This window comes from Agrobacterium fabrum str. C58 (assembly GCF_000092025.1).
In the GTDB taxonomy this organism is placed as follows: Bacteria; Pseudomonadota; Alphaproteobacteria; order Rhizobiales; family Rhizobiaceae; genus Agrobacterium; species Agrobacterium fabrum.
In genome coordinates, this window is the sequence record NC_003062.2 from 465,577 (window position 1) to 483,821 (window position 18,245).

The window sequence follows — 18,245 nt, forward strand, 5'->3', positions numbered from 1 at the left end:
GCCTTTTTTGCTGACCGAGAGATGCGTTATGCCGTTTGGCCTCTGTCGCGAATGCGCGTCAGGTCTTGTCTTTGGCGACCGGCACATGCGGCGTCTTGTTCCAGACGAAAGGTCTGGTTTTAAGCTCCACCACAGCCCGCCAGGCCGCGACGGATAGCATCAGCCAATATAAGGGCATCGCCAGCCATCGCCTTCCGACCTGCCGTCTTTCATAAGCTATCATTCTGCTGCGGCCCATCAGTACGAAGATCGTGTAACTTCCGACGATATTCAGCGCATCGATAAAAAACAGCGCCCCCTGCCATCTGAAGAGCAGGTCGACACCGTTTTCCCGGATGGCTATGGCCATGAATACCAGGGAAACGAAGAGCAAGGGATGCGTCAGAGACGACAGAAGCATGCCGCCGATCAGCAGCTGAAAGGTCATATAGGCAAACCATCCCATGGTACGCGCGGTTGCAAAAGGTGTACGGGTCATCACCAGCCAACTTTGCAGCCAGCCCTTGAACCAGCGTGTTCGCTGGTTCAGCCACACGGGCAGAGATGTCGGTGCATCCTCCAGAGTCTGGCGCCGGATGACGCCGCAGCGATAGCCGAGCCGATGCAGCCTGAGGCCAAGATCGGCATCTTCCGTGACATTGTAGGGATCCCAGGCGCCGGCCCGCCGCAGCGCGGCAGTCCGGAAATGATTGGAGGTGCCGCCAAGCGGCAGCGGCAGCCCATGGGTGGCGAGGGCGGGCAGCATGCAGCGGAACAGGCCTGCGTATTCCAGTGCGAAACAGGCGCTGAGCCAGGAAGAAGAGGCGTTGCTGATGATAAGCGGCGCCTGTACGCAGGCCATATCCTCCGGCTGGTTGCGGAAGGCGGCATAGGCTTCGCGCAATTGCTGCGGATGGGGCCGGTCCTCGGCATCATAAACGACAACGAATGTACCGCGCGCACCGGAAAGTGCGTAGGTGAGGGCTTTGGGTTTGGTGCGCGGCTCGGAAGGTGGTACCTGGACGATCTCCATGTGCGGACCGGGATTTATCCGCCGGATCGCTTCGATCGTCGCGCCATCGTCGGCCTCGCAGACGAGCTTGATATCGAGCCGCGAGCGGGGCCAGTCCAGACGCTCCAAAGCACTGACGAGCTGCTCGATGACAGCCTCTTCGCGGTAAAGCGCCACCAGAATTGTATAAACCGGCAGTTCGTTTTCGTGCCGAAGAGACAAGGCCGTTTCCACGTCGGTTTCCCGGGGTATATGGATGAGGGCAAAGAGCCGGAACAGCAGGGTGTTGAGGTAGAGCATCGACAGGGTGGCGTGAAGCCAGGCTAGGGCTATTTCAGAATAAGTCAGCAGCGAAAGGACGAGCAGGGTGGCGAGGACGCCGCCATAAAAACCCTGCTGGCCATGCAGTGTGATTTTGGCGGAATGCTGGGGCGCGGCGTTGAAAAGCCGCTGCCGGGTTTCCGCCAGGCGACGGGCCTCGCCGGCTTTCCAGATCGCGTCGCGCATGGCCTGCGGGGTGGTCACGGCAAGTTCGTCAAAAAGATGCGGAAGCTCATCCAATATGTTTGTGAGCAGATCCAGCCGCGCCAGCTCCGGCACGATCAGCAACCCCATTTTGCCGTCCTGTGGGATCAGCCGCAGCAACCTCGGCTCTGTGAGCTGAAGATCGAGATTATCTAAATTCGCTACCCGTTCCGACGCGATTTCCGGGAGAAACGGCAATCGTAGATATTCTGCGAAGGCGCTGAAATACACGTCCGCCGTGACAAGTCCGCTCATCAGCAATTCTTCGTCTACAGTGGAGCCGTTTTCCAGCGCCCGCTGTTTGAATGCTGCAATATGCGACTTGTCCACTCCCAGCGAACGGAGAAAACGGGTCTGTCCGGCCCGGCTTTGTTCGGCAGAGTCCCGAAGCGGATTTTCATCGGTATGGGAAAATGCAATTTTTGCTTCTGCCGGGGTCGTGCGAAACGAATCTCGTGTATATTGACTGAAACAATCCATGCATCGCCGCCGCCGTCATGGTAACACCCATTTCCTGTCACGGATAGTATAGATGAGAATAGCGAATGTAACGCGGAATATAGCCCTCTATTTTACTTTAGTTTTCGCTTTACAATTTGTTGGTTATTTTAGTGAAACGCAGGCCGAAGGTCTGTCGGATGGAAACCGCATGCCGGTGCTGTTCGACGCGCAGGAGCGGTTTCCGGGTGGCGATCTTTCCTCCGTTCCCCGCATCAGGTTTCTGATGTCGGTGGATTTCCCGCCCTTCAATTTCACCGATCAGGAGGGCCGGCTTGCGGGCTTCCATGTCGATCTGGTGCGGGAAATCTGCGCCCAGCTGAAGGTGGAAAGCAAATGCCAGGTGCAGGCGCTACCCTTCGACGAGCTGGAAGCGGCGCTCGAAATGGGCGAGGGCGAAGCGGTGATTTCCGGTCTCGCCACCACGGCCGATCTGCGCAAGAGCTTCACCTTCTCGCGGCCCTATCTGCTGTTGCCCGCCCGGCTGGCGGTGAACAAGGCGGGGAAATTCACCGGCTCCGGAGCGGATGCGCTTTCGGGAAAGAAGGTGGGTGTGGTTGGCAATTCGCGGCACGAACAGATGCTGAAAGCGTTTTTTCCAAAAGCCAGGGTCGAAGGGTTCGATGGCTATGAGCCGATGTATGAGGCGTTGAAGACAGGCAAGGTGGACGCCATCTTCGCCGACGGTCTGCGCCTGCCTTTCTGGGTTTCTGGAGGTGCTTCCGAAAGCTGCTGCGCGCTCTTCGGCGGTCCTTATATGTCCGACCGGTTTCTCGGCGAAGGCCTGTCCATCATGGCGGTCGATCCGGATAATATACTGGTGCCGGCTTTCGATCAGGCGCTGGCCGCCCTTTCGCGAAATGGCCGGCTGGAAGAGATTTACCGGCGTTATTTCCCTTACGGGCTTTATTAGAAATCCTGATCGACCGTCGCGACAGTCCTATTTGGCTGGCGCGAAAACCTGTTCATCGCGCCGCAAACGTAGGAGCGCGATCCATACGGCGGCGGCGATGGCGGTTTCCACCAGGAAATAGCTGCCGATCGTTCCCGAAATGCTGAAGGACCAGGTAAAGAAGGCAACGATGACGGAGCCGAGGAGATTGCCGCTGTTCCATATCTTCGCGCGAATATCCTGCCTCCCGGAGGCGCCAAGCGCCTCGAGTGCGGTGGCGGCAACGGCCATCGGCAGAACCACCCAGCAAAGCACGCGGGTAATGATGGGCAGAGAGACATATTCGTCGCCGAACAGCAGCGGCAGGAAAGGGGCGATGATGAAGATCACCAACGCGCTGCCGGTTGCGATGAAAAGTGCTGCCTTCAGCACATTATAAGCGCGCCCTATGGTCTTGGTGATGCCCTGCAGGGCGGCGGAGGCGGAGCCCGGATAGATCAGCCGGTTGAGCGCCTCGACGGAAAGATAGGAACTGTCGAGAATGCGCCGGGCGATCGAATAGCTGCCCAGCACCTCGGCGCTGGCAATGGCGCCGAGAACGAGAATATCAGCATTGCCGCGCACGGCCTTGAACAGGAACTGGGTGGAAAACAGGATGCCGATGCGGATTTCCTCGCGCACGATCCGGAAAATCGGCCGACCGAGCCTGCCGGTCGCCTTGACGGAAATCACGGCCGCAACGGCGTGGGCGGCGAGGTTCCACAGTGCCCAGGCCTCAACCGTTTCCACCTTGAAGATGAGGCAGGCGACCACCGCGGCAATGGTGCGGGTGACGGCGAACATCACTTCCAGCTTGTTGGCCGAAGCGAAGTTGGAATGGGCGATAAAACTCTGAGTGGAAAGTGAGATGACCTTCAGGAGAACGAGGTTGGTGAACAGGATCAGGAAGGTGGTGATCAGCGTGTGCAGCAATGTTTCCGAGGTCGGGAAAAACACCGGGATCGTCACCATGCCGATGATTGTCAGCACCACGCCCGTCGCAGCACTTAGGAGATAGCTGTGGCCGAGCATGACGGGAAACATGCTACGATCCTGTGCGACGCGGCGGATCAGCGATTCCTGCGAGCCGATGCCGCAGATCTGCACGCCGAGATTGGTGACGGCCGTGATCGAAGCGTAAAGCGCGAATTGTTCGACTCCGAGATGGCGGGCAAGCAGCGCGAAGGTCAGGAGCTGGGCAGCGCTGGACATCAGCAGCGCCCCGCCGGACGCCATATAGGTCAATCCCAGTCTGACTAGATGGCCGAACCGCGGCGTGTTGAACGACACCTCATTCTCCATTTTTTCCGGCATTGCCGGACAAATCCAACAACGACTGCGCTTCTTTTCTAAAAATCCGCGAACTGAAAAGCCGCAACCGGCCAATATTATGAAAGCCCGCAACCCGAATGGATTGCAGTTTATCCTGTCTTATCCTTCTTGAGGTAAGAGAGGGTTAAAGCAATTGCATAATAATGACGATAATGACTGTTTATGGTTATTTGGACATGGCCCTGTTTCAGAAGGGTTTCGTTGTTCGTCACAAGGCAGGCCCATGATCCGATTGTCCAGTTCCGGTGCACGCGACCATGCCGCGTTTGGCTGATACACAGCCCATCACTGCGCAAGATAGCGCCATATCTCTTGCCGGCGGCCGGCGCGACGCGTTTTTTTTCGTCGCCACCATGCTTTATATCTGGATTTCCGTGGCGCCCTTCGAAAATCTCGCAGCGCCGCCTGTGCCGCGCGCCGCCGCAAACCAGCTGACCGGCCTTGTGATTGCGTTGATCCTGGCTGTTTTCGCACTGCGCCACCGGCTGACGGGGCTTTTGCTGAGGCCGCGCCTGCCCATCCTGCTTTTGTTTTTCTGGCTGGTGATCTGCTCCGTGATAGGCACCCAACCCGGTACCTCGCTGCAGCGCCTGGTCTTCACCGCGCTTTTATGTTTCATCACCAGCGTTCTCGTCGTCATGCCAAGGGATCGGCGGCAGTTCGACCGGATGATGGCCATCTTCGCCCTCATTCTGCTGGCGCTCTGTTATCTGGGAGTGATCTTCCTGCGGTCGCGCTCGGTCCATCAGCCCTTTGACCTTGATGAAAAGGCGCTTGCGGGTGATTGGCGCGGCATCTTCAATCACAAGAACGCCGCCGCCCCCGCCATGATTATTCTTTTCATGATCGGGCTTTACCTGCGCAACGCCTGGTCGACGCTGGGCGGCATCGCGATTACGCTGCTGGCCGGGTTCTTTCTCTGGAAGACCAATGGAAAAACCGCGGCCATGCTTTTGCCCGTCACCCTGGCGCTGGTCTGGATCATGGAAAGGCATGCGCACCGCACCTTGCTGATGATCGGCGGTCTTCTAGCCTTTCTCAACATCGTCGCCGTCGGCTCCACCTATTTCCCGAGCATACAGAATTTTGTCGAAAGCCTGGGGATCGATTCCACGTTCACCGGCCGGACGGACATATGGCGCCTGTCCTTCGACACCTTTGCGCAATCGCCGATCTTCGGGCAGGGGTTCCAGGCATTCTGGACGAGCGACCGTCTGCTGTCGCAGGCCGATATTGCCGGCACCTGGGCGGTCACGGCCTTCCATGCCCATAATGGTTATGTCGAAAGCCTGCTGAATGGCGGCTTGCCGGCTTTCATTCTCACCGTCATATGGCTGGTCATCATACCCGCAAATGATTTCCACACGGCGGTGGACAAGGGCACGGACCCGGGACTGACCCGACTTTTTGCACGAATTTGGGTGTATGCGCTACTTTCTTCGTGTCTTGAGAGTAATTTCTTTACCGGAACCGGGCCTATTTGGTCTTCTCTGCTGATCGCGGTCTATTGTTTGAGGCATCAGGCGCACGACATACTTGAACAGGGGCAGTAATTTGCAGACAGGCCGGGGGGCTTTGTATGACGCAAAAAATCGGGACTTTTGTAGACCGGATCAACAACCGGCTGGTGCGGTATTTTCCGGGACCGGCGGTGCGGATCGAAAAATCCGAACCGATCGTGTCCTTCACATTCGACGATGTACCGGCCACCGCCTGGACGAAGGGCGCGCGCATCCTGGAAAACGAGGGCGTTTGCGGAACGTTTTACATCGCCGGCACCTTTATCGACAGGCACGACGGACAGCAGGAGATGATTTCCGCCAAAGGCTGTTCGGAACTGGCAGCGGCCGGCCATGAGCTTGCCTGCCACACCTTTTCCCATCGCAAACTCTCGAGCTTTTCACGACGGGCGCTTGAAGAAGATCTCGAGCGCAATGACAGCGTTTTGGGTGCGTTCGACGAAAATCGGCACAGCCGAAATTTCTCCGTTCCTTTCGGCATGGCCTCACCGGTCATGCAGCCCCTGCTGCGGCGCCGGTTCAGGACGACACGCGGCATCATGCCCGGCATCAACCGGGACAGTGTCGACCCGCATAATCTTGCCGCAGTCGAGTTGCGTGCGGATCAGAGCTACCTCGATGCGGCCGACCGCTGGCTTGAGGATGTTTTGCAAAAAGGCGGCTGGCTCATCATCTTCACCCATGATGTTTCACCGACACCAAGCTTTTACGGCTGCCCGGAAGACAGATTTCAGGGCCTCGTCCGCAAGGCGGCGTCCGGCGGTGCGAAGATCATGACGGTCGATGCCGCGGCAAGGACACTCGGCCTGTAAAGAAATATTCTCAGCGCGTACTCGGGCGATATTGCGGAAACCTCTGTCCGCAATTGCGAACCTATTGGCTGGCCCAGATGATGCGGGCAATCCACTCCACATCCGCCATGTCGAAGCTGCGATTGGGATGTTCGGGGTTTAGCGAAAGAAGCTCGATGTTTTTAGGGCTTTGCCGCGCCAGCACCTTGGCCATCACTTCGCCATCGCGGCTTTTCAGCACCACGCGGTCGCCGCGCCGCACCGGCGCACCCGGCTCCACGATGAGGATGTCGCCATCACGGTAGAGCGGCATCATGCTCTCGCCCTGCACTTCCAGGGCGTAGACGCCCTGTTTGCGCTCGGGAGAAGAGGGAAACTCCACCACATCCCAGCCTTGACCTGCCGGAAAACCGCCATCATCGAAAAAACCGCCGGAACCGGCCTGCGCAAAACCGAGCAGGGGAATGGCGTTGTCGGCACCGGAAGGCTGCATTGTCTGCGCCCTGCCGAAAGCATAACCGAAAAACTGGTCGACACTTGCGCCCGTCGCTTCCAGCACCTTGGAGACGGATTCGGTCGAGGGCCAGCGTTTGCGGCCATCCGGTCCGAAGCGTTTCGATTTATTGAACGATGTGGGATCGAGGCCGGCGCGCTTCGCCAATGCCGAAGGCGTCAGCTGATGGCGTTCGGCAAGCGTATCGATGGCGCTCCAGATCGTCTCGTGTGACAGCATGATAGAAAGCCCGCAAGTGGAGCCGATAGCGGAAAGCTCCTGTCGTTTACTGACCGGAATCTAGACCAAATCCGGTCAGGAGTAAAGAAAGGAAAGGAATAAAATCCTTGCTCTAGGCCACCATTGCCGATGTGTTTATCTTGGCGAGCTGGATGACCGCCTGTGTGCGGCTGTCGACCTTGAGCTTCAGCAGAATTGCCGAGACATGCGCCTTGATGGTGGCTTCGGAAACATTGAGCTCATAGGCGATCTGCTTGTTCAGCAGCCCTTCGGCCAGCATGCCCAGAACCCGGCTTTGCTGTGGCGTCAGCGTTCTGAGCCGGCCGATCAGATCGGCCACGTCAGGATCCTGCTCCTTCTCACCCTGATGGCCCGACGGTATCCAGACATCGCCTTCCAGAACCGCGCGGATGCCGTCCCTGATATCGTCAATACCAGAGGATTTGGAAATGAAACCGGAAGCACCGAGTTCAATCGACCGGCGAACGGTGGTCGCATCATCCGTTGCCGAAACGATGACGATCGGCAGGCTGGAAAATTCCGCTCTCAGCGCCATCAGGCCGGAAAATCCGCTGACCCCCGGCATGGCGAGATCGAGAAGCATGAGATCGGCATCGTTGCGCGTTGTGGCTGCATGTCGGGCAGCCTCGAAATCCCCGGCCTCGATGATGGTCTGTTGCCCGTCGAGACCGGCTACGGCCTGTTTCAGGGCACCGCGAAAAAGCGGGTGGTCATCTGCAATGATAATGACAAGTTCCGACATTCTGGCCCCCTCCCAAGGGCGTTATGCGGTTCTTTCGCAGCTATTGGCTTACTCCCTTTGCCGGTGGTCGAAACACGCCCGGCTCCTCCGCCAAAGGTTGCTCCAATCACTCCGGCATTACAAGGAAAAGCTTGTGGACAGGCGGTCTTTGAGGGCCTCCGTAATAAAAATGCCGTGGAAACTGTGGACAATCTTCCTGCTTTGCGGCAAACCGCCCGGACAGGAAAGCGCTGGAAAGCCTTGGAGAGCCTTATGCAGGAAACGCCCGCGATCATCTATAAAATCGTGCCGGAGACGTTGTGGACTGCAGCCAGGGCAGAAGGCATGTTCGAAGGTGCGGCCATCGACTTGACCGACGGTTTCATTCATTTTTCGACTGCAAAGCAGGTGGCAGAGACAGCCGCGCGGCATTTTTCCGGCCAGGTGGATCTGCTTCTGATCGCGGTCGACGGTGCAGCACTTGGCGACAAGCTGGTCTATGAACCGTCCCGGGGTGGTGATCTTTTCCCGCATCTTTACGCCCCGCTTCCCTTCAGCGCGGTCCTTTGGGAAACGCCGCTCTCGCTTGATCATGATGGCCAGCACCAGTTCCCGGAGATTTTGTGATGAGCGGATTATTTTCCTCTGTCGGCCGCAAGGGCCTGTTTCTCATCGATCCGGAAAAGGCGCACGGGCTCTCCGTTGCGGCGCTGAAAAGCGGCTTCCTGCCCACCTGCATGGTGCCGCATGATCCGCGCCTGCAGCAGACGGTGGCGGGCCTTGTCTTCCCCAATCCGCTCGGCATGGCGGCGGGTTACGACAAGAATGCGGAAGTACCGGGACCGCTTCTGAGGCTCGGTTTCGGCTTCACCGAAATCGGCACCGTCACGCCGCGGGCACAATCCGGCAATCCCAAGCCACGCATTTTCCGCCTGGTCGAGGATGAGGGCGTCATCAACCGTCTCGGCTTCAACAATGAAGGCCATGCCGCAGCGCTGGAGCGTCTGACACAGGCGCGTCTGCGCGGCATCGTCGGTGTCAATATCGGCGCCAACAAGGATAGCGAAGACCGCATCGCCGACTATGTGCAGGGCATCGAGGCGTTTTATGCGGTCGCATCCTATTTCACCGTCAATATTTCTTCACCCAACACACCCGGCCTTCGTGATCTGCAGGCGCGTGAAAGCCTTGCGGCCCTTCTCACGGCCGTGCTGGAACGCCGCAAGACGGAAGCGGAGCGCCTCGGCAAACGCATCCCGATCTTCCTCAAGATCGCGCCCGATCTGACTGAGGAAGGACTGGACGATGTTGCCGAAGAGGCGCTCGCCCACGATCTCGATGGCCTGATCGTCTCGAACACCACGCTCTCACGCGAAGGCCTGCGCCCTGGTCCCCACAGGGGCGAGGCCGGCGGGCTTTCGGGCAAGCCGCTCTTTGAGCTTTCCACCACGGTTCTCGCCAAGATGCGCCGTCGCGTTGGCGCCAATCTGCCGATCATCGGCGTTGGTGGTGTTTCATCTGCGGAAACGGCTTTGGAAAAGGTGCGGGCAGGGGCCGATCTCGTGCAGCTCTATTCCTGCATGGTCTATGAAGGTCCGGGCCTGCCCTCGGCCATCGTCAAGGGCATGTCGAAGCTCGTCGCCCGCGAGGGCGTGGAGACCATCCGTGACCTGCGCGACAGCGCGGTCGACCGCTGGGCTGACCGTAAGCTCGGCTGAAGAGCGAAGGAGCGGGGTGATCTCCCGCCCCTGAATTCAGGCGCAAAGCACCATCGCCCAATAGGGCCGGTTGCGGCTGGCGGCATCATAGGCAACCGCGACGCCGAGACCATTATAAGGCCCGAGCATGTTTTCGAGATGGTGTTGCGAGCCGATCCAGGCCTTGACCACCCGTTCCACGCTGTCCTGTCCGGCTGCCACGTTTTCCGCTGCCGGAAGCGGCACCTTGCCGTCCTTCATGCGGATGAGGAAACTGTCTGTCAGGCCGATCAGATGCGCCATCTTCTGCGCCTTGACCATGCGGCCGGCCTGATAGGCAGCGGCACCGCTGGCCGCCCCATTGATGGCGAGTGGCGCAAGCCCCTTCGAACGGCGCAGATCATTGACCATCGGCAGTGCCGCTGCCGTCTCATCGCGGGTGCCCGAAGGCAGACCCTTGTTGGTCGGCATGGAAACGCAGGCGGAAAGAACGGAGCCGGCGGAAATAAGCACGAAGCCGCGCCGGGTGAGCGTCTGAAGTGATGTATCGGTCATGTCAGCGGCGGTAGCTCAGAAGGCGCAGGATGATGAAAACGGGAATGACGATCGTGGCCCCGAGGAGCAGATAGTCGCCGATCGCGCCCAGCGCATGGAAACCGCTCCGCCACAGATCGACGACGAAATCGCGCGCGCTGTAGATAATGTTCCATGGCGTCAATCCGAAGATCGCCATCAGAAAGCCGACGAGCAATGAAACGACGAGCAGCTTCACCACGGTGCGGGCCACCGTATCACCCAGCATTTTGTTGACCTCACCGGCCATCAGCAAGTCTCCTGTTTTGTCCTGACATATGGGGCGCACCGCTTCGATGCAAGTTTTCACGCACTATATCGCGCCATATCAGCCAATTCCACGCGGGTGCCATGAAATAGGACTTGAGTTTTTTTATGTCTTGATAAATGACAGCCGGCATCTTCTCAGGAAATAATTGATGGCCCCAAACCAGTTTTCTTCCGGTGACGTCATTGCCGACCGCCGGGCGGACTATGCCCGCATGTTGGCGGAGAGCGGTGATTATCCCGCCGCCGCCGAACTTATGGAACAGGCGCTTGAACTGGCGCCACGGTGGACGGCGGGCTGGTTTCGCTTCGGGGAGTATCACGAAAAGGCGGGGGAGACCGCAAAGGCGGTGGCGGCTTACGAGAAAGTCGCCGAGCTGGATGCGGAAGGTCTGTTTGCAGCCGAACTGAAACTCGCGGTTCTCGGCGCCGCGGAAACACCCGAACAACCGCCGAGCCGCTACGTGGAAGGGTTGTTCGACGACTACGCCGACCGTTTTGAAACCTCGCTTGTCGAGAAGCTGGATTACAGCGTGCCGCAGAAACTGGCGGAGCTGATCGGCAAAGCGGCGACAGGCGACGCCTTTGACACCATTGTCGATATCGGTTGCGGCACCGGTCTCCTTGGCATCGAAATCCGCTCTCTGGCAAAACGGCTCGAGGGTTTTGATATCTCCCAGAACATGCTTGCCAAGGCCGATGAAAAGAGTCTTTACGACCATCTCGGACAAGCCGATCTTTCGCTCGACGCGGAGGCTTCGGGGCTCTTTACGCCGGTACTCACGCAGCACCGCGCCGATCTCGTCGCCGCTGCCGATGTGATGATGTATCTCGGGAGTCTTGAAACCGTCATGCCGCTCGTTTCCGCCCTGCTCAAACCATCAGGCTTTTTCGCCTTCTCGGTGGAGGATGCGGGCGATGAGCAAGGTTTCGTCCTGCGGGAATCCCTTCGTTACGCGCATTCCAAGAGCTACGTGATCGATCTCCTTGAACGGTCGGGCTTTTCCCCCATGGAAATCCGCAAAACCACCATTCGCAAGGATGCCGGAAAACCCCTTTCCGGCATTCTTTTTCTTGCCCGTGCCAAAGCCTGAACATTCCGTTTCTTGCCTTTTTTACGATAGGTCAGGCTTGCTTACGTATCCATCTTGATCAGGTGTTTTTTGCAGTGCAAAATGTGCCGGAAACCTGAGGGAAAAAGCGTGAGCACAACGAGAAGCGTTTACGGGATGTGGAGTTCCGATCCGGCCAGACATGCGCCGGTGGAAGACGTGCAGGGCATCGTCACCGGTGCCATCGTCTCGGCGCTCGGCTTTTATCTCTTGGCCAAGGTCGGTCTTTTGACCGGCGGCACGGCTGGTGTTGCCTTTCTCCTTCATTATGCCTTCGGCATCAGCTTTGGCCTGCTGTTCTTCCTCGTCAACCTGCCCTTCTATTATCTGTCGTTCCGCCGCCTCGGTCTCGCCTTTTCATGCAAGACCTTCATCGCCATCGGCCTTGTTTCGGTGCTGACGGAAGTGGAAGCGCGCTGGATGGTCATCGACAGCATCAACCCGCTCTGGGCGGCTCTGCTCGGTGGTCTGCTTCTGGGTTACGGATTGCTGGCGCTTTATCGCCACCGCGCCAGCCTCGGCGGCATCGGCATTCTGGCCATCTATATTCAGGATCGTTTCGGCATCCGCGCCGGTCTCATCCAGTTGGCCTTTGATGCCTGCGTCATGCTGTGCGCCTTCCTCGTCATCGATCCCGCAACCGTTGCCTATTCGATTGTCGGCGCTTTCGTCCTCAACATATTCCTCGCCATCAACCATCGCTCGGACAGATACATCGTCGTGCGTTAAGCCTGACCGCTTGAAATTTGTCAGGCTTGGGCGCAATAGCTGGGCAAGGTCGGGCCAGATCGGGCAAGTCAGGGGAAGATGCATGGACGATACCAGTGCGCGCAGGCGATTGAATCTTTGGACCTCCGCGCCCGATCGTCACTCGCTGCTGGAAGATGCACAGGCTATTCTGGCGGGCAGCATGCTGATTTCACTCGGTGTCACGCTGTTTTCCGCCGCAGGCCTTCTCACCGGCGGTGTGGTGGGTCTTGCGTTTCTGGCGCATTACGCCAGTGGGTTCAGCTTCGGTGCGGTCTTTTTTCTTGCCAACCTGCCGTTTTATTATCTGGCCTTCCGCCGTCTCGGCCTCGCCTTCACGGTGAAGACCTTCTGCGCCATCGCCACGACGGCGCTGCTGTCGGAATATATGCCGGGCTTTTTCGCTTTTGAGAGCATCAACCCGATTGCCGCTGCACTCTTCGGGGGACTGACGGTCGCCGCCGGCATGCTGGCGCTGTTTCGCCACCGCACCAGCCTCGGCGGTTTCGGCATATTGGCGCTCTATCTTCAGGATCGTTTCGGCTGGCGCGCCGGCCTCGTCCAGCTCGCTTTTGATGGCATGGTGCTCGGCTGCTCCTTCTTCGTCGCCACACCTTTTGTCATCCTCTGCTCCATTCTCGGCGCGCTGGTCATGAACCTCACGCTTGCCGTCAATCACAGAAACGACCGCTACATCGCCATGTAGCGGTCGGCCGTTGCGGTCAGGGTGGTTCAGGCTGCCTTTGCGGCGGCTTCGACCGGATGCTGTGAGCGGAAGCCGACGGCGATGCGGTTCCAGGTGTTGATCGCGCCGATGGCAACCGTGATCTTCACGATCTCCTCATCGGAAAAATGCGCCCTCAGCGTCTCGAAGGCGTCATCCGGCGCGCCGGTTTCGGCAATCTTCGTCACCGCATCCACCCACCCGAGCAGCGCCCGTTCCTGCTCGGTATAAACAGGGGATTCCCGCCACACGCTCATCAGGTTGATCCATTGCTCTGAAAGCCCGTCATGGCGGCTTTCCTTCACATGCATGTCCACGCAGAAAGCGCAGCCATTGATGATCGAGGCACGGAGCTTGATGAGGTGAATGAAGCGGTGCTCAAGGCCGCTGCTCTGAACGTAGTTTTCCAGAGCCATGACGGCTTTGAAGGCTTCGGGGGATGCCTTGGCATAGTTGATACGGGTTTTCATGCGTCTCTCCATTGGTTGGGATAGGTTGAAGTCATGCGTCATCGGTCCGGAAAGCGGTAAGGCTGTCCGGGAACGTGATTGGTGGTTATTCGGGTCCTGTTTAGAGTTCAGCGCGTCGTCGTCTTGCGCTCGTTCATGTCGAGGAAGGCGCAGCCGCGCGCGGCAATTCCACCATCGTCATTGGCGGCAAGATCACCCAGAATGTCGGCAATGCTGGTTTTAGCGAGTTCCGCCCGGTAGACCTTTTCCGCCTTCAGCATCGCGGCGTTGATGCCGCAGGGCTTGGTGAAATAACGTCCCGGCAAGGGGTTCGGCCCGCGCTGGCGAATTTCTGCGCAGCGAAAGGCAGGCTGTGGTCCCTCCACGGCCAGAACAATATCAAGCAGGGTAATCTTGTCGGTTGTCCGGGCCAGACGATAACCGCCCTTCGGTCCCGGCACGGTGGTGACGATGCCGGCGTTGGATAGCGACTGCAGGTGCTTCAGCAGATAGCTCGTGGAAACGCCGTGGAATTCCGCGAGCGCCGCCGCCGAAAGCACGCCGCCTTCGGAAAGTCCCGCCAGCATGCTCACGCTGTGAATGGCCTGTTCGACGCCGTCTCCGAGTTTCATCGGTCTTCTCGCATTGTTGTCTTGTTATCGTGGATATTATTTATCCATGATTATGTTTTCCTGTCAAGCCGACGCGTTGCGCTCTTCTTTTTTGCAGCTTTTTCACTACCTTGAAGCGGTGAACCATATCGAGCCCCCCACGTCCGGCACGCATGTCGGCACCTTGCCCCTTCCATTCCAGAAATGGTTTGCAGAAAAGGGATGGTCTCCGCGCGCCCATCAGCTGGAACTGATGGCGCGGGCGCGGGGCGGTGAAAACATGCTGTTGATCGCGCCAACGGGCGCCGGCAAGACGCTCGGCGGTTTCATGGCGTCGCTCACCGATCTGGCGGAGCGCGGCAAGGTGCCGCCCGGCTCCGGTTTTGTCGGCGTGCACACGCTCTATATCTCGCCTCTGAAGGCGCTTGCAGTGGATATCGAGCGCAATCTCACGAGACCCGTTTCCGAAATGGGCCTGCCGATTGTGATCGAAACCCGCACGGGCGATACGCCGCAGGCCAAACGCCAGCGCCAGAAGGTGAAGCCACCCGATATACTGCTGACAACACCGGAGCAGGTCTCGCTGCTGCTTGCCAATAAGGAAGCCGAGCGCTTTTTCCGCGATCTGAAATATGTGGTTCTTGACGAACTGCATTCCCTCGTCACTTCCAAACGCGGCCACCTGCTGTCGCTGGCGCTCGCACGGGTGCGTCGGCACGCTCCTGACGTGCGCTTCATCGGCCTTTCGGCCACGGTGGCGGAGCCGATGGATCTGCGTCGTTACCTTGCGCCACAGGGGCAAGGTGAGCCGCCGGCCGGCCTCATCACGGTGGAGGGTGGAGCAAAACCGGACATTTCCATTTTGCACACGGAAGAACGCATTCCATGGTCTGGCCACTCCGCGCGTTATGCCGGCAAGGACTTATACGAGGCGTTGAAGCAGCATCAGACGACACTGGTCTTCGTCAACACGCGCTCACAGGCCGAACGGGTCTTCCAGGAACTGTGGACCGTCAATGACGACAATCTGCCGATTGCGCTGCATCACGGCTCGCTGGATGCCGGCCAGCGCCGCAGGGTGGAGGCGGCCATGGCGGAGAACAAGTTGCGCGCCGTCGTTGCCACCTCGACGCTTGATCTCGGCATAGACTGGGGCGATGTCGACCTCGTCGTGCATGTCGGCGCGCCTAAAGGGGCTAGCCGCCTTGCCCAGCGCATCGGCCGTTCCAATCACCGCATGGACGAGCCGTCAAAGGCGATCCTCGTTCCCGCCAACCGTTTCGAGGTGATGGAGTGCCGGGCAGCGCTGGATGCCAATTACATCGGCGCGCAGGATACCCCGCCTATCGCCGAAGGCGCGCTAGATGTTCTCGCCCAGCATGTGCTCGGTATGGCCTGCGCCGAACCCTTCGATGCGGATGAACTTTATCGCGAAGTCACCAGCGCCTCGCCCTATGCCAACCTGCCGCGCGCTACCTTCGACCGGGTGGTGGATTTCACCGCGACAGGCGGTTACGCGCTACGCACCTATGAGCGTTATGCCCGCATCCGCCAGATGAAGGATGGCCGCTGGCGCGTTTCCAATCCGGCTGTCGCCCAGCAATATCGCCTGAACCTCGGCACCATCGTCGAGGCGGCGGAACTCAATGTCCGCATGGTCAAGCGCAATGCCAAGGGCACGGTCGGACGCGGCGGCATGTCGCTCGGCAAGGTCGAGGAATATTTCTTGGAGCAACTGGTGCAGGGCGATACATTCCTGTTCGCCGGCAAGGTTCTGCGCTTCGAAGGCATCCGCGAGAATGAATGCCTGGTGTCGCAAGCCTTTTCCATGGACCCGAAAATACCCTCCTATGCTGGCGGCAAGTTTCCGCTTTCCACCTATTTGGCGGATCAGGTGCGCTCCATGCTTGCCGATCCCGCCCGCTGGCAGGCGCTGCCGGATCAGGTCCGCGACTGGCTGGAAATCCAGAAGGAAAAGTCGATCATTCCCAAGCGCGACGAGTTGCTCGTCGAGACCTTCCCGTTCCGCAAACGCTTCTTCATGGTCATGTATCCCTTCGAGGGACGGCTGGCGCACCAGACGCTCGGCATGCTTCTGACGCGGCGGCTGGAGCGCGCGGGCGCAAAACCGATGGGTTTCGTCGCCACCGATTACTCGCTCGCCATATGGGCCATGGAGGATATCGGCATGCGGCTGAAATCCCGCCGCCTGTCGCTGGCGGACCTTCTCGACGAGGACATGCTGGGCGACGATCTGGAGGCGTGGCTGGATGAGTCCTTCATGCTGAAACGCACGTTTCGCAATTGCGCCGTCATCTCTGGCCTCATCGAACGTCGCCATCCGGGCAAGGAAAAGACCGGCCGGCAGGTCACGGTCTCAGCCGATCTTATTTATGACGTTCTTCGCAGCCATGAGCCGGATCATATCCTGCTGGAAGCGACGCGGCGGGATGCGGCGGCGGGACTTTTGGACATTGGCCGTCTTGGCGATATGCTGAAGCGAATCAAGGGCCACACCACCCATCGCGCGCTGGAGCATGTCTCGCCGCTTGCCGTTCCGGTGATGCTGGAAATCGGCCGCGAGACGGTGGCAGGTGAAGCGATGGACGATGTGCTGGCCGAAGCCGCCGACGAGCTGATCGCGGAAGCCATGTCCTGAAGCATGAAATTGGAATGAAGGAACGACCACACAAGTGCTGAGCCGGCTGACATTGAGCGACAGGTTTTCAAATGGCTTCGAATGCCTCGGCAGCGAAACCGCCATCCATGGTGTCGCCGCCTGGTGCGATCCTTTGGGCGGGCTCTACCTGCCGGACCTGTCACTGCTCGTCGTCTCCGACCTGCATCTGGAGAAGGGGGCTGCTTTCGCCCGGCGCGGCCGCATGCTGCCGCCCTACGACACCATTGCCACGCTTAAAATCCTGTCCTCGCTCGTCAGCCGCTATGATCCGAAGATCGTCGTCAGCCTCGGTGACAATTTCCATGATCGCGTCGGCTCGCAGCATCTGCCGCTGCCGCTGCGTGAACTCATCCGCGAAATGGCCCGCGGCCGCGAATGGATATGGATCAACGGCAATCACGATCCCGATGGTACGGTCGACTTGCCGGGCTCGTCGGTGGATGAGATGTTTTACGGTAATCTCGTCTTCCGCCACGAGCCGAAAGTGGGAGAGGCAGCCGGCGAAATTGCAGGTCACCTGCATCCGTCCGCCACGGTTCGCCGTCGTGAGAAGACGGTGCGGCGGCCCTGTTTCGCCACCGACGGTTCACGGCTTTTGATGCCCGCTTTCGGGGTCATGAGCGGCGGGCTGGATCTGCGGCACCAGGCCATGCGTGGTCTCTTCGATCACACGGCACTCGTTGCGCATCTGATGGGGAGGGATCGCATCTATTCGGTGCGGTTTTCAAATCTGCTCGGCTGAGCGTATGTCGTCCAGCCGCCGCCTATTGGCGGTAGACCAGCACCGGTATCTTCGAGTTCTTCAGCACCTTTGCCGTGACGCTGCCGAGCAGCATCTCGATAAAGCTCCTGCGCCGATGCGAGGCCATGGCAATGAGGTCGCAGCCGGTCCTGTCGGCGATTTCGATGATCGCCTCATCCGGCCGTCCCGCCCTTGCCAGCAGGGCCTCGCAATCCAGCCCCATGGCGGCGGCATGCGCCTGCGTATCGCGCAGCAGATGCTCCGCCTCTTCGCAGCGGTGGAATTCTTCTTCGGCAATGGCGGCAATGTCTTCGACGTCGCTCGCAATTACATGAAAGGGTTCCGATACCGTCACGACGGTCACCTTTGCGCCTGCCTCTCTGGCGAGAGCGAACCCTTGGTCGATTGCGATCTGCGCCAGCGGCGAGCCATCGGTGGGAATGAGAATGTGCTTGAACATGACATTTCTCCTTTTCATCCCGGTCACAACCGCGCTCATTGCCATGATCGGCGCGCGCGGTTGTAACGCCTTGAATTTTACCGCAAACCGATGGCGGAAGCGAATGCTATCTTTGGCGGA

At 59.1% G+C, this 18,245-nt stretch carries 20 protein-coding genes; 11 read left to right on the top strand and 9 right to left on the bottom strand.

The features are described 5' to 3' along the window. Positions 1-58 precede the first annotated feature (58 nt). Complete coding sequence (locus ATU_RS02350) at positions 59-1,996, bottom strand: glycosyltransferase family 2 protein (RefSeq protein WP_035256204.1); 1,938 nt, start codon at positions 1,994-1,996, stop codon at positions 59-61. Between the two features lie 169 nt (positions 1,997-2,165). Between ATU_RS02350 and ATU_RS02355 the strand changes: the two genes are divergently transcribed. After that, a complete protein-coding gene (locus tag ATU_RS02355) occupies positions 2,166-2,927 on the top strand; it encodes a transporter substrate-binding domain-containing protein (protein ID WP_010970925.1) in 762 nt (253 codons plus the stop codon). 27 nt (positions 2,928-2,954) lie between these two features. Here ATU_RS02355 and uppX read toward each other — a convergent pair whose 3' ends face one another. After that, on the bottom strand, positions 2,955-4,247 hold the full coding sequence (uppX, locus tag ATU_RS02360; RefSeq protein ID WP_035256208.1) for a Wzx-type polysaccharide biosynthesis protein UppX: 1,293 nt from the start codon (positions 4,245-4,247) through the stop codon (positions 2,955-2,957). Here uppX and ATU_RS02365 point away from each other — a divergent pair. The 3 genes from ATU_RS02365 (at position 4,222) to ATU_RS02375 (ending at position 6,609) form a co-directional block, all read left to right on the top strand. Further along, positions 4,222-4,389, top strand: a complete 168-nt coding sequence (locus tag ATU_RS02365; protein WP_006313327.1) for a hypothetical protein — start codon at positions 4,222-4,224, stop codon at positions 4,387-4,389. The genes uppX and ATU_RS02365 overlap by 26 nt on opposite strands. Before the next feature lie 145 nt (positions 4,390-4,534). Then, positions 4,535-5,830 carry a Wzy-type polysaccharide biosynthesis protein UppY gene (gene uppY / locus ATU_RS02370; RefSeq protein WP_010970927.1) on the top strand — a complete coding sequence of 432 codons (1,296 nt, stop codon included), beginning with the start codon at positions 4,535-4,537 and terminating at the stop codon, positions 5,828-5,830. 26 nt (positions 5,831-5,856) lie between these two features. Then, positions 5,857-6,609 (top strand): polysaccharide deacetylase family protein, encoded by a 753-nt coding sequence (locus ATU_RS02375; RefSeq protein WP_010970928.1) that lies wholly within the window; start codon positions 5,857-5,859, stop codon positions 6,607-6,609. Between the two features lie 61 nt (positions 6,610-6,670). Here ATU_RS02375 and ATU_RS02380 read toward each other — a convergent pair whose 3' ends face one another. Continuing rightward, positions 6,671-7,321 (bottom strand): S24 family peptidase, encoded by a 651-nt coding sequence (locus ATU_RS02380; protein ID WP_010970929.1) that lies wholly within the window; start codon positions 7,319-7,321, stop codon positions 6,671-6,673. Positions 7,322-7,433: 112 nt separating this feature from the next. After that, the gene (locus tag ATU_RS02385; protein WP_006313322.1) at positions 7,434-8,084 is read right to left on the bottom strand and encodes a response regulator; all 651 of its coding nucleotides are present in this window, start codon (positions 8,082-8,084) and stop codon (positions 7,434-7,436) included. A gap of 252 nt (positions 8,085-8,336) precedes the next feature. Here ATU_RS02385 and ATU_RS02390 point away from each other — a divergent pair, with 252 nt between their 5' ends. Further along, on the top strand, positions 8,337-8,690 hold the full coding sequence (locus ATU_RS02390) for a DUF952 domain-containing protein (RefSeq protein ID WP_010970930.1): 354 nt from the start codon (positions 8,337-8,339) through the stop codon (positions 8,688-8,690). Beyond that, positions 8,690-9,781, top strand: coding sequence for a quinone-dependent dihydroorotate dehydrogenase (locus ATU_RS02395; protein WP_010970931.1), 1,092 nt, complete (start codon positions 8,690-8,692; stop codon positions 9,779-9,781). Before ATU_RS02390 ends, ATU_RS02395 begins: the two co-directional genes overlap by 1 nt. 36 nt (positions 9,782-9,817) lie before the next feature. Here the strand turns inward: ATU_RS02395 and ATU_RS02400 are convergent, their stop codons facing one another. Next, the gene (locus tag ATU_RS02400; RefSeq protein WP_010972636.1) at positions 9,818-10,315 is read right to left on the bottom strand and encodes a CAP domain-containing protein; all 498 of its coding nucleotides are present in this window, start codon (positions 10,313-10,315) and stop codon (positions 9,818-9,820) included. A 1-nt stretch (position 10,316) separates the two neighbouring features. Next, positions 10,317-10,583: a DUF6460 domain-containing protein gene (locus ATU_RS02405; protein ID WP_006313314.1), complete on the bottom strand. Its 267-nt coding sequence runs from the start codon at positions 10,581-10,583 to the stop codon at positions 10,317-10,319. 169 nt (positions 10,584-10,752) lie between these two features. Between ATU_RS02405 and ATU_RS02410 the strand changes: the two genes are divergently transcribed. The 3 genes from ATU_RS02410 (at position 10,753) to ATU_RS02420 (ending at position 13,165) form a co-directional block, all read left to right on the top strand. Continuing rightward, positions 10,753-11,694 (top strand): class I SAM-dependent methyltransferase, encoded by a 942-nt coding sequence (locus ATU_RS02410; RefSeq protein ID WP_035256212.1) that lies wholly within the window; start codon positions 10,753-10,755, stop codon positions 11,692-11,694. Between the two features lie 135 nt (positions 11,695-11,829). Beyond that, positions 11,830-12,441: a YitT family protein gene (locus ATU_RS02415; protein WP_010970933.1), complete on the top strand. Its 612-nt coding sequence runs from the start codon at positions 11,830-11,832 to the stop codon at positions 12,439-12,441. Positions 12,442-12,523: 82 nt separating this feature from the next. Next, positions 12,524-13,165: a YitT family protein gene (locus tag ATU_RS02420; protein WP_010970934.1), complete on the top strand. Its 642-nt coding sequence runs from the start codon at positions 12,524-12,526 to the stop codon at positions 13,163-13,165. Between the two features lie 26 nt (positions 13,166-13,191). Here ATU_RS02420 and ATU_RS02425 read toward each other — a convergent pair whose 3' ends face one another. Beyond that, positions 13,192-13,653 carry a carboxymuconolactone decarboxylase family protein gene (locus ATU_RS02425; RefSeq protein WP_006313306.1) on the bottom strand — a complete coding sequence of 154 codons (462 nt, stop codon included), beginning with the start codon at positions 13,651-13,653 and terminating at the stop codon, positions 13,192-13,194. Positions 13,654-13,760: 107 nt separating this feature from the next. After that, on the bottom strand, positions 13,761-14,264 hold the full coding sequence (locus ATU_RS02430; protein ID WP_010970935.1) for an RrF2 family transcriptional regulator: 504 nt from the start codon (positions 14,262-14,264) through the stop codon (positions 13,761-13,763). Positions 14,265-14,310: 46 nt separating this feature from the next. Between ATU_RS02430 and ATU_RS02435 the strand changes: the two genes are divergently transcribed. Next, positions 14,311-16,902: a ligase-associated DNA damage response DEXH box helicase gene (locus ATU_RS02435; protein ID WP_236762254.1), complete on the top strand. Its 2,592-nt coding sequence runs from the start codon at positions 14,311-14,313 to the stop codon at positions 16,900-16,902. A gap of 34 nt (positions 16,903-16,936) precedes the next feature. After that, entirely contained in the window at positions 16,937-17,665 is a 729-nt protein-coding gene (gene pdeM, locus ATU_RS02440) for a ligase-associated DNA damage response endonuclease PdeM (protein WP_010970937.1), read from the top strand. A 22-nt stretch (positions 17,666-17,687) separates the two neighbouring features. Here pdeM and ATU_RS02445 read toward each other — a convergent pair whose 3' ends face one another. Next, on the bottom strand, positions 17,688-18,125 hold the full coding sequence (locus ATU_RS02445) for a universal stress protein (protein ID WP_006313302.1): 438 nt from the start codon (positions 18,123-18,125) through the stop codon (positions 17,688-17,690). Positions 18,126-18,245: the final 120 nt, after the last annotated feature.

What these genes read in the sequence shown, in the direction of transcription:
- ATU_RS02350 (WP_035256204.1), bottom strand. Translation starts at nt 1,996, where the DNA reads ATGGATTGTTTCAGTCAATATACACGAGATTCGTTTCGCACGACCCCG.
- ATU_RS02355 (WP_010970925.1), top strand. Translation starts at nt 2,166, where the DNA reads ATGCCGGTGCTGTTCGACGCGCAGGAGCGGTTTCCGGGTGGCGATCTT.
- uppX (WP_035256208.1), bottom strand. Translation starts at nt 4,247, where the DNA reads ATGGAGAATGAGGTGTCGTTCAACACGCCGCGGTTCGGCCATCTAGTC.
- uppY (WP_010970927.1), top strand. Translation starts at nt 4,535, where the DNA reads ATGCCGCGTTTGGCTGATACACAGCCCATCACTGCGCAAGATAGCGCC.
- ATU_RS02375 (WP_010970928.1), top strand. Translation starts at nt 5,857, where the DNA reads ATGACGCAAAAAATCGGGACTTTTGTAGACCGGATCAACAACCGGCTG.
- ATU_RS02380 (WP_010970929.1), bottom strand. Translation starts at nt 7,321, where the DNA reads ATGCTGTCACACGAGACGATCTGGAGCGCCATCGATACGCTTGCCGAA.
- ATU_RS02385 (WP_006313322.1), bottom strand. Translation starts at nt 8,084, where the DNA reads ATGTCGGAACTTGTCATTATCATTGCAGATGACCACCCGCTTTTTCGC.
- ATU_RS02390 (WP_010970930.1), top strand. Translation starts at nt 8,337, where the DNA reads ATGCAGGAAACGCCCGCGATCATCTATAAAATCGTGCCGGAGACGTTG.
- ATU_RS02395 (WP_010970931.1), top strand. Translation starts at nt 8,690, where the DNA reads ATGAGCGGATTATTTTCCTCTGTCGGCCGCAAGGGCCTGTTTCTCATC.
- ATU_RS02400 (WP_010972636.1), bottom strand. Translation starts at nt 10,315, where the DNA reads ATGACCGATACATCACTTCAGACGCTCACCCGGCGCGGCTTCGTGCTT.
- ATU_RS02405 (WP_006313314.1), bottom strand. Translation starts at nt 10,583, where the DNA reads ATGGCCGGTGAGGTCAACAAAATGCTGGGTGATACGGTGGCCCGCACC.
- ATU_RS02410 (WP_035256212.1), top strand. Translation starts at nt 10,753, where the DNA reads ATGGCCCCAAACCAGTTTTCTTCCGGTGACGTCATTGCCGACCGCCGG.
- ATU_RS02415 (WP_010970933.1), top strand. Translation starts at nt 11,830, where the DNA reads ATGTGGAGTTCCGATCCGGCCAGACATGCGCCGGTGGAAGACGTGCAG.
- ATU_RS02420 (WP_010970934.1), top strand. Translation starts at nt 12,524, where the DNA reads ATGGACGATACCAGTGCGCGCAGGCGATTGAATCTTTGGACCTCCGCG.
- ATU_RS02425 (WP_006313306.1), bottom strand. Translation starts at nt 13,653, where the DNA reads ATGAAAACCCGTATCAACTATGCCAAGGCATCCCCCGAAGCCTTCAAA.
- ATU_RS02430 (WP_010970935.1), bottom strand. Translation starts at nt 14,264, where the DNA reads ATGAAACTCGGAGACGGCGTCGAACAGGCCATTCACAGCGTGAGCATG.
- ATU_RS02435 (WP_236762254.1), top strand. Translation starts at nt 14,311, where the DNA reads ATGATTATGTTTTCCTGTCAAGCCGACGCGTTGCGCTCTTCTTTTTTG.
- ATU_RS02445 (WP_006313302.1), bottom strand. Translation starts at nt 18,125, where the DNA reads ATGTTCAAGCACATTCTCATTCCCACCGATGGCTCGCCGCTGGCGCAG.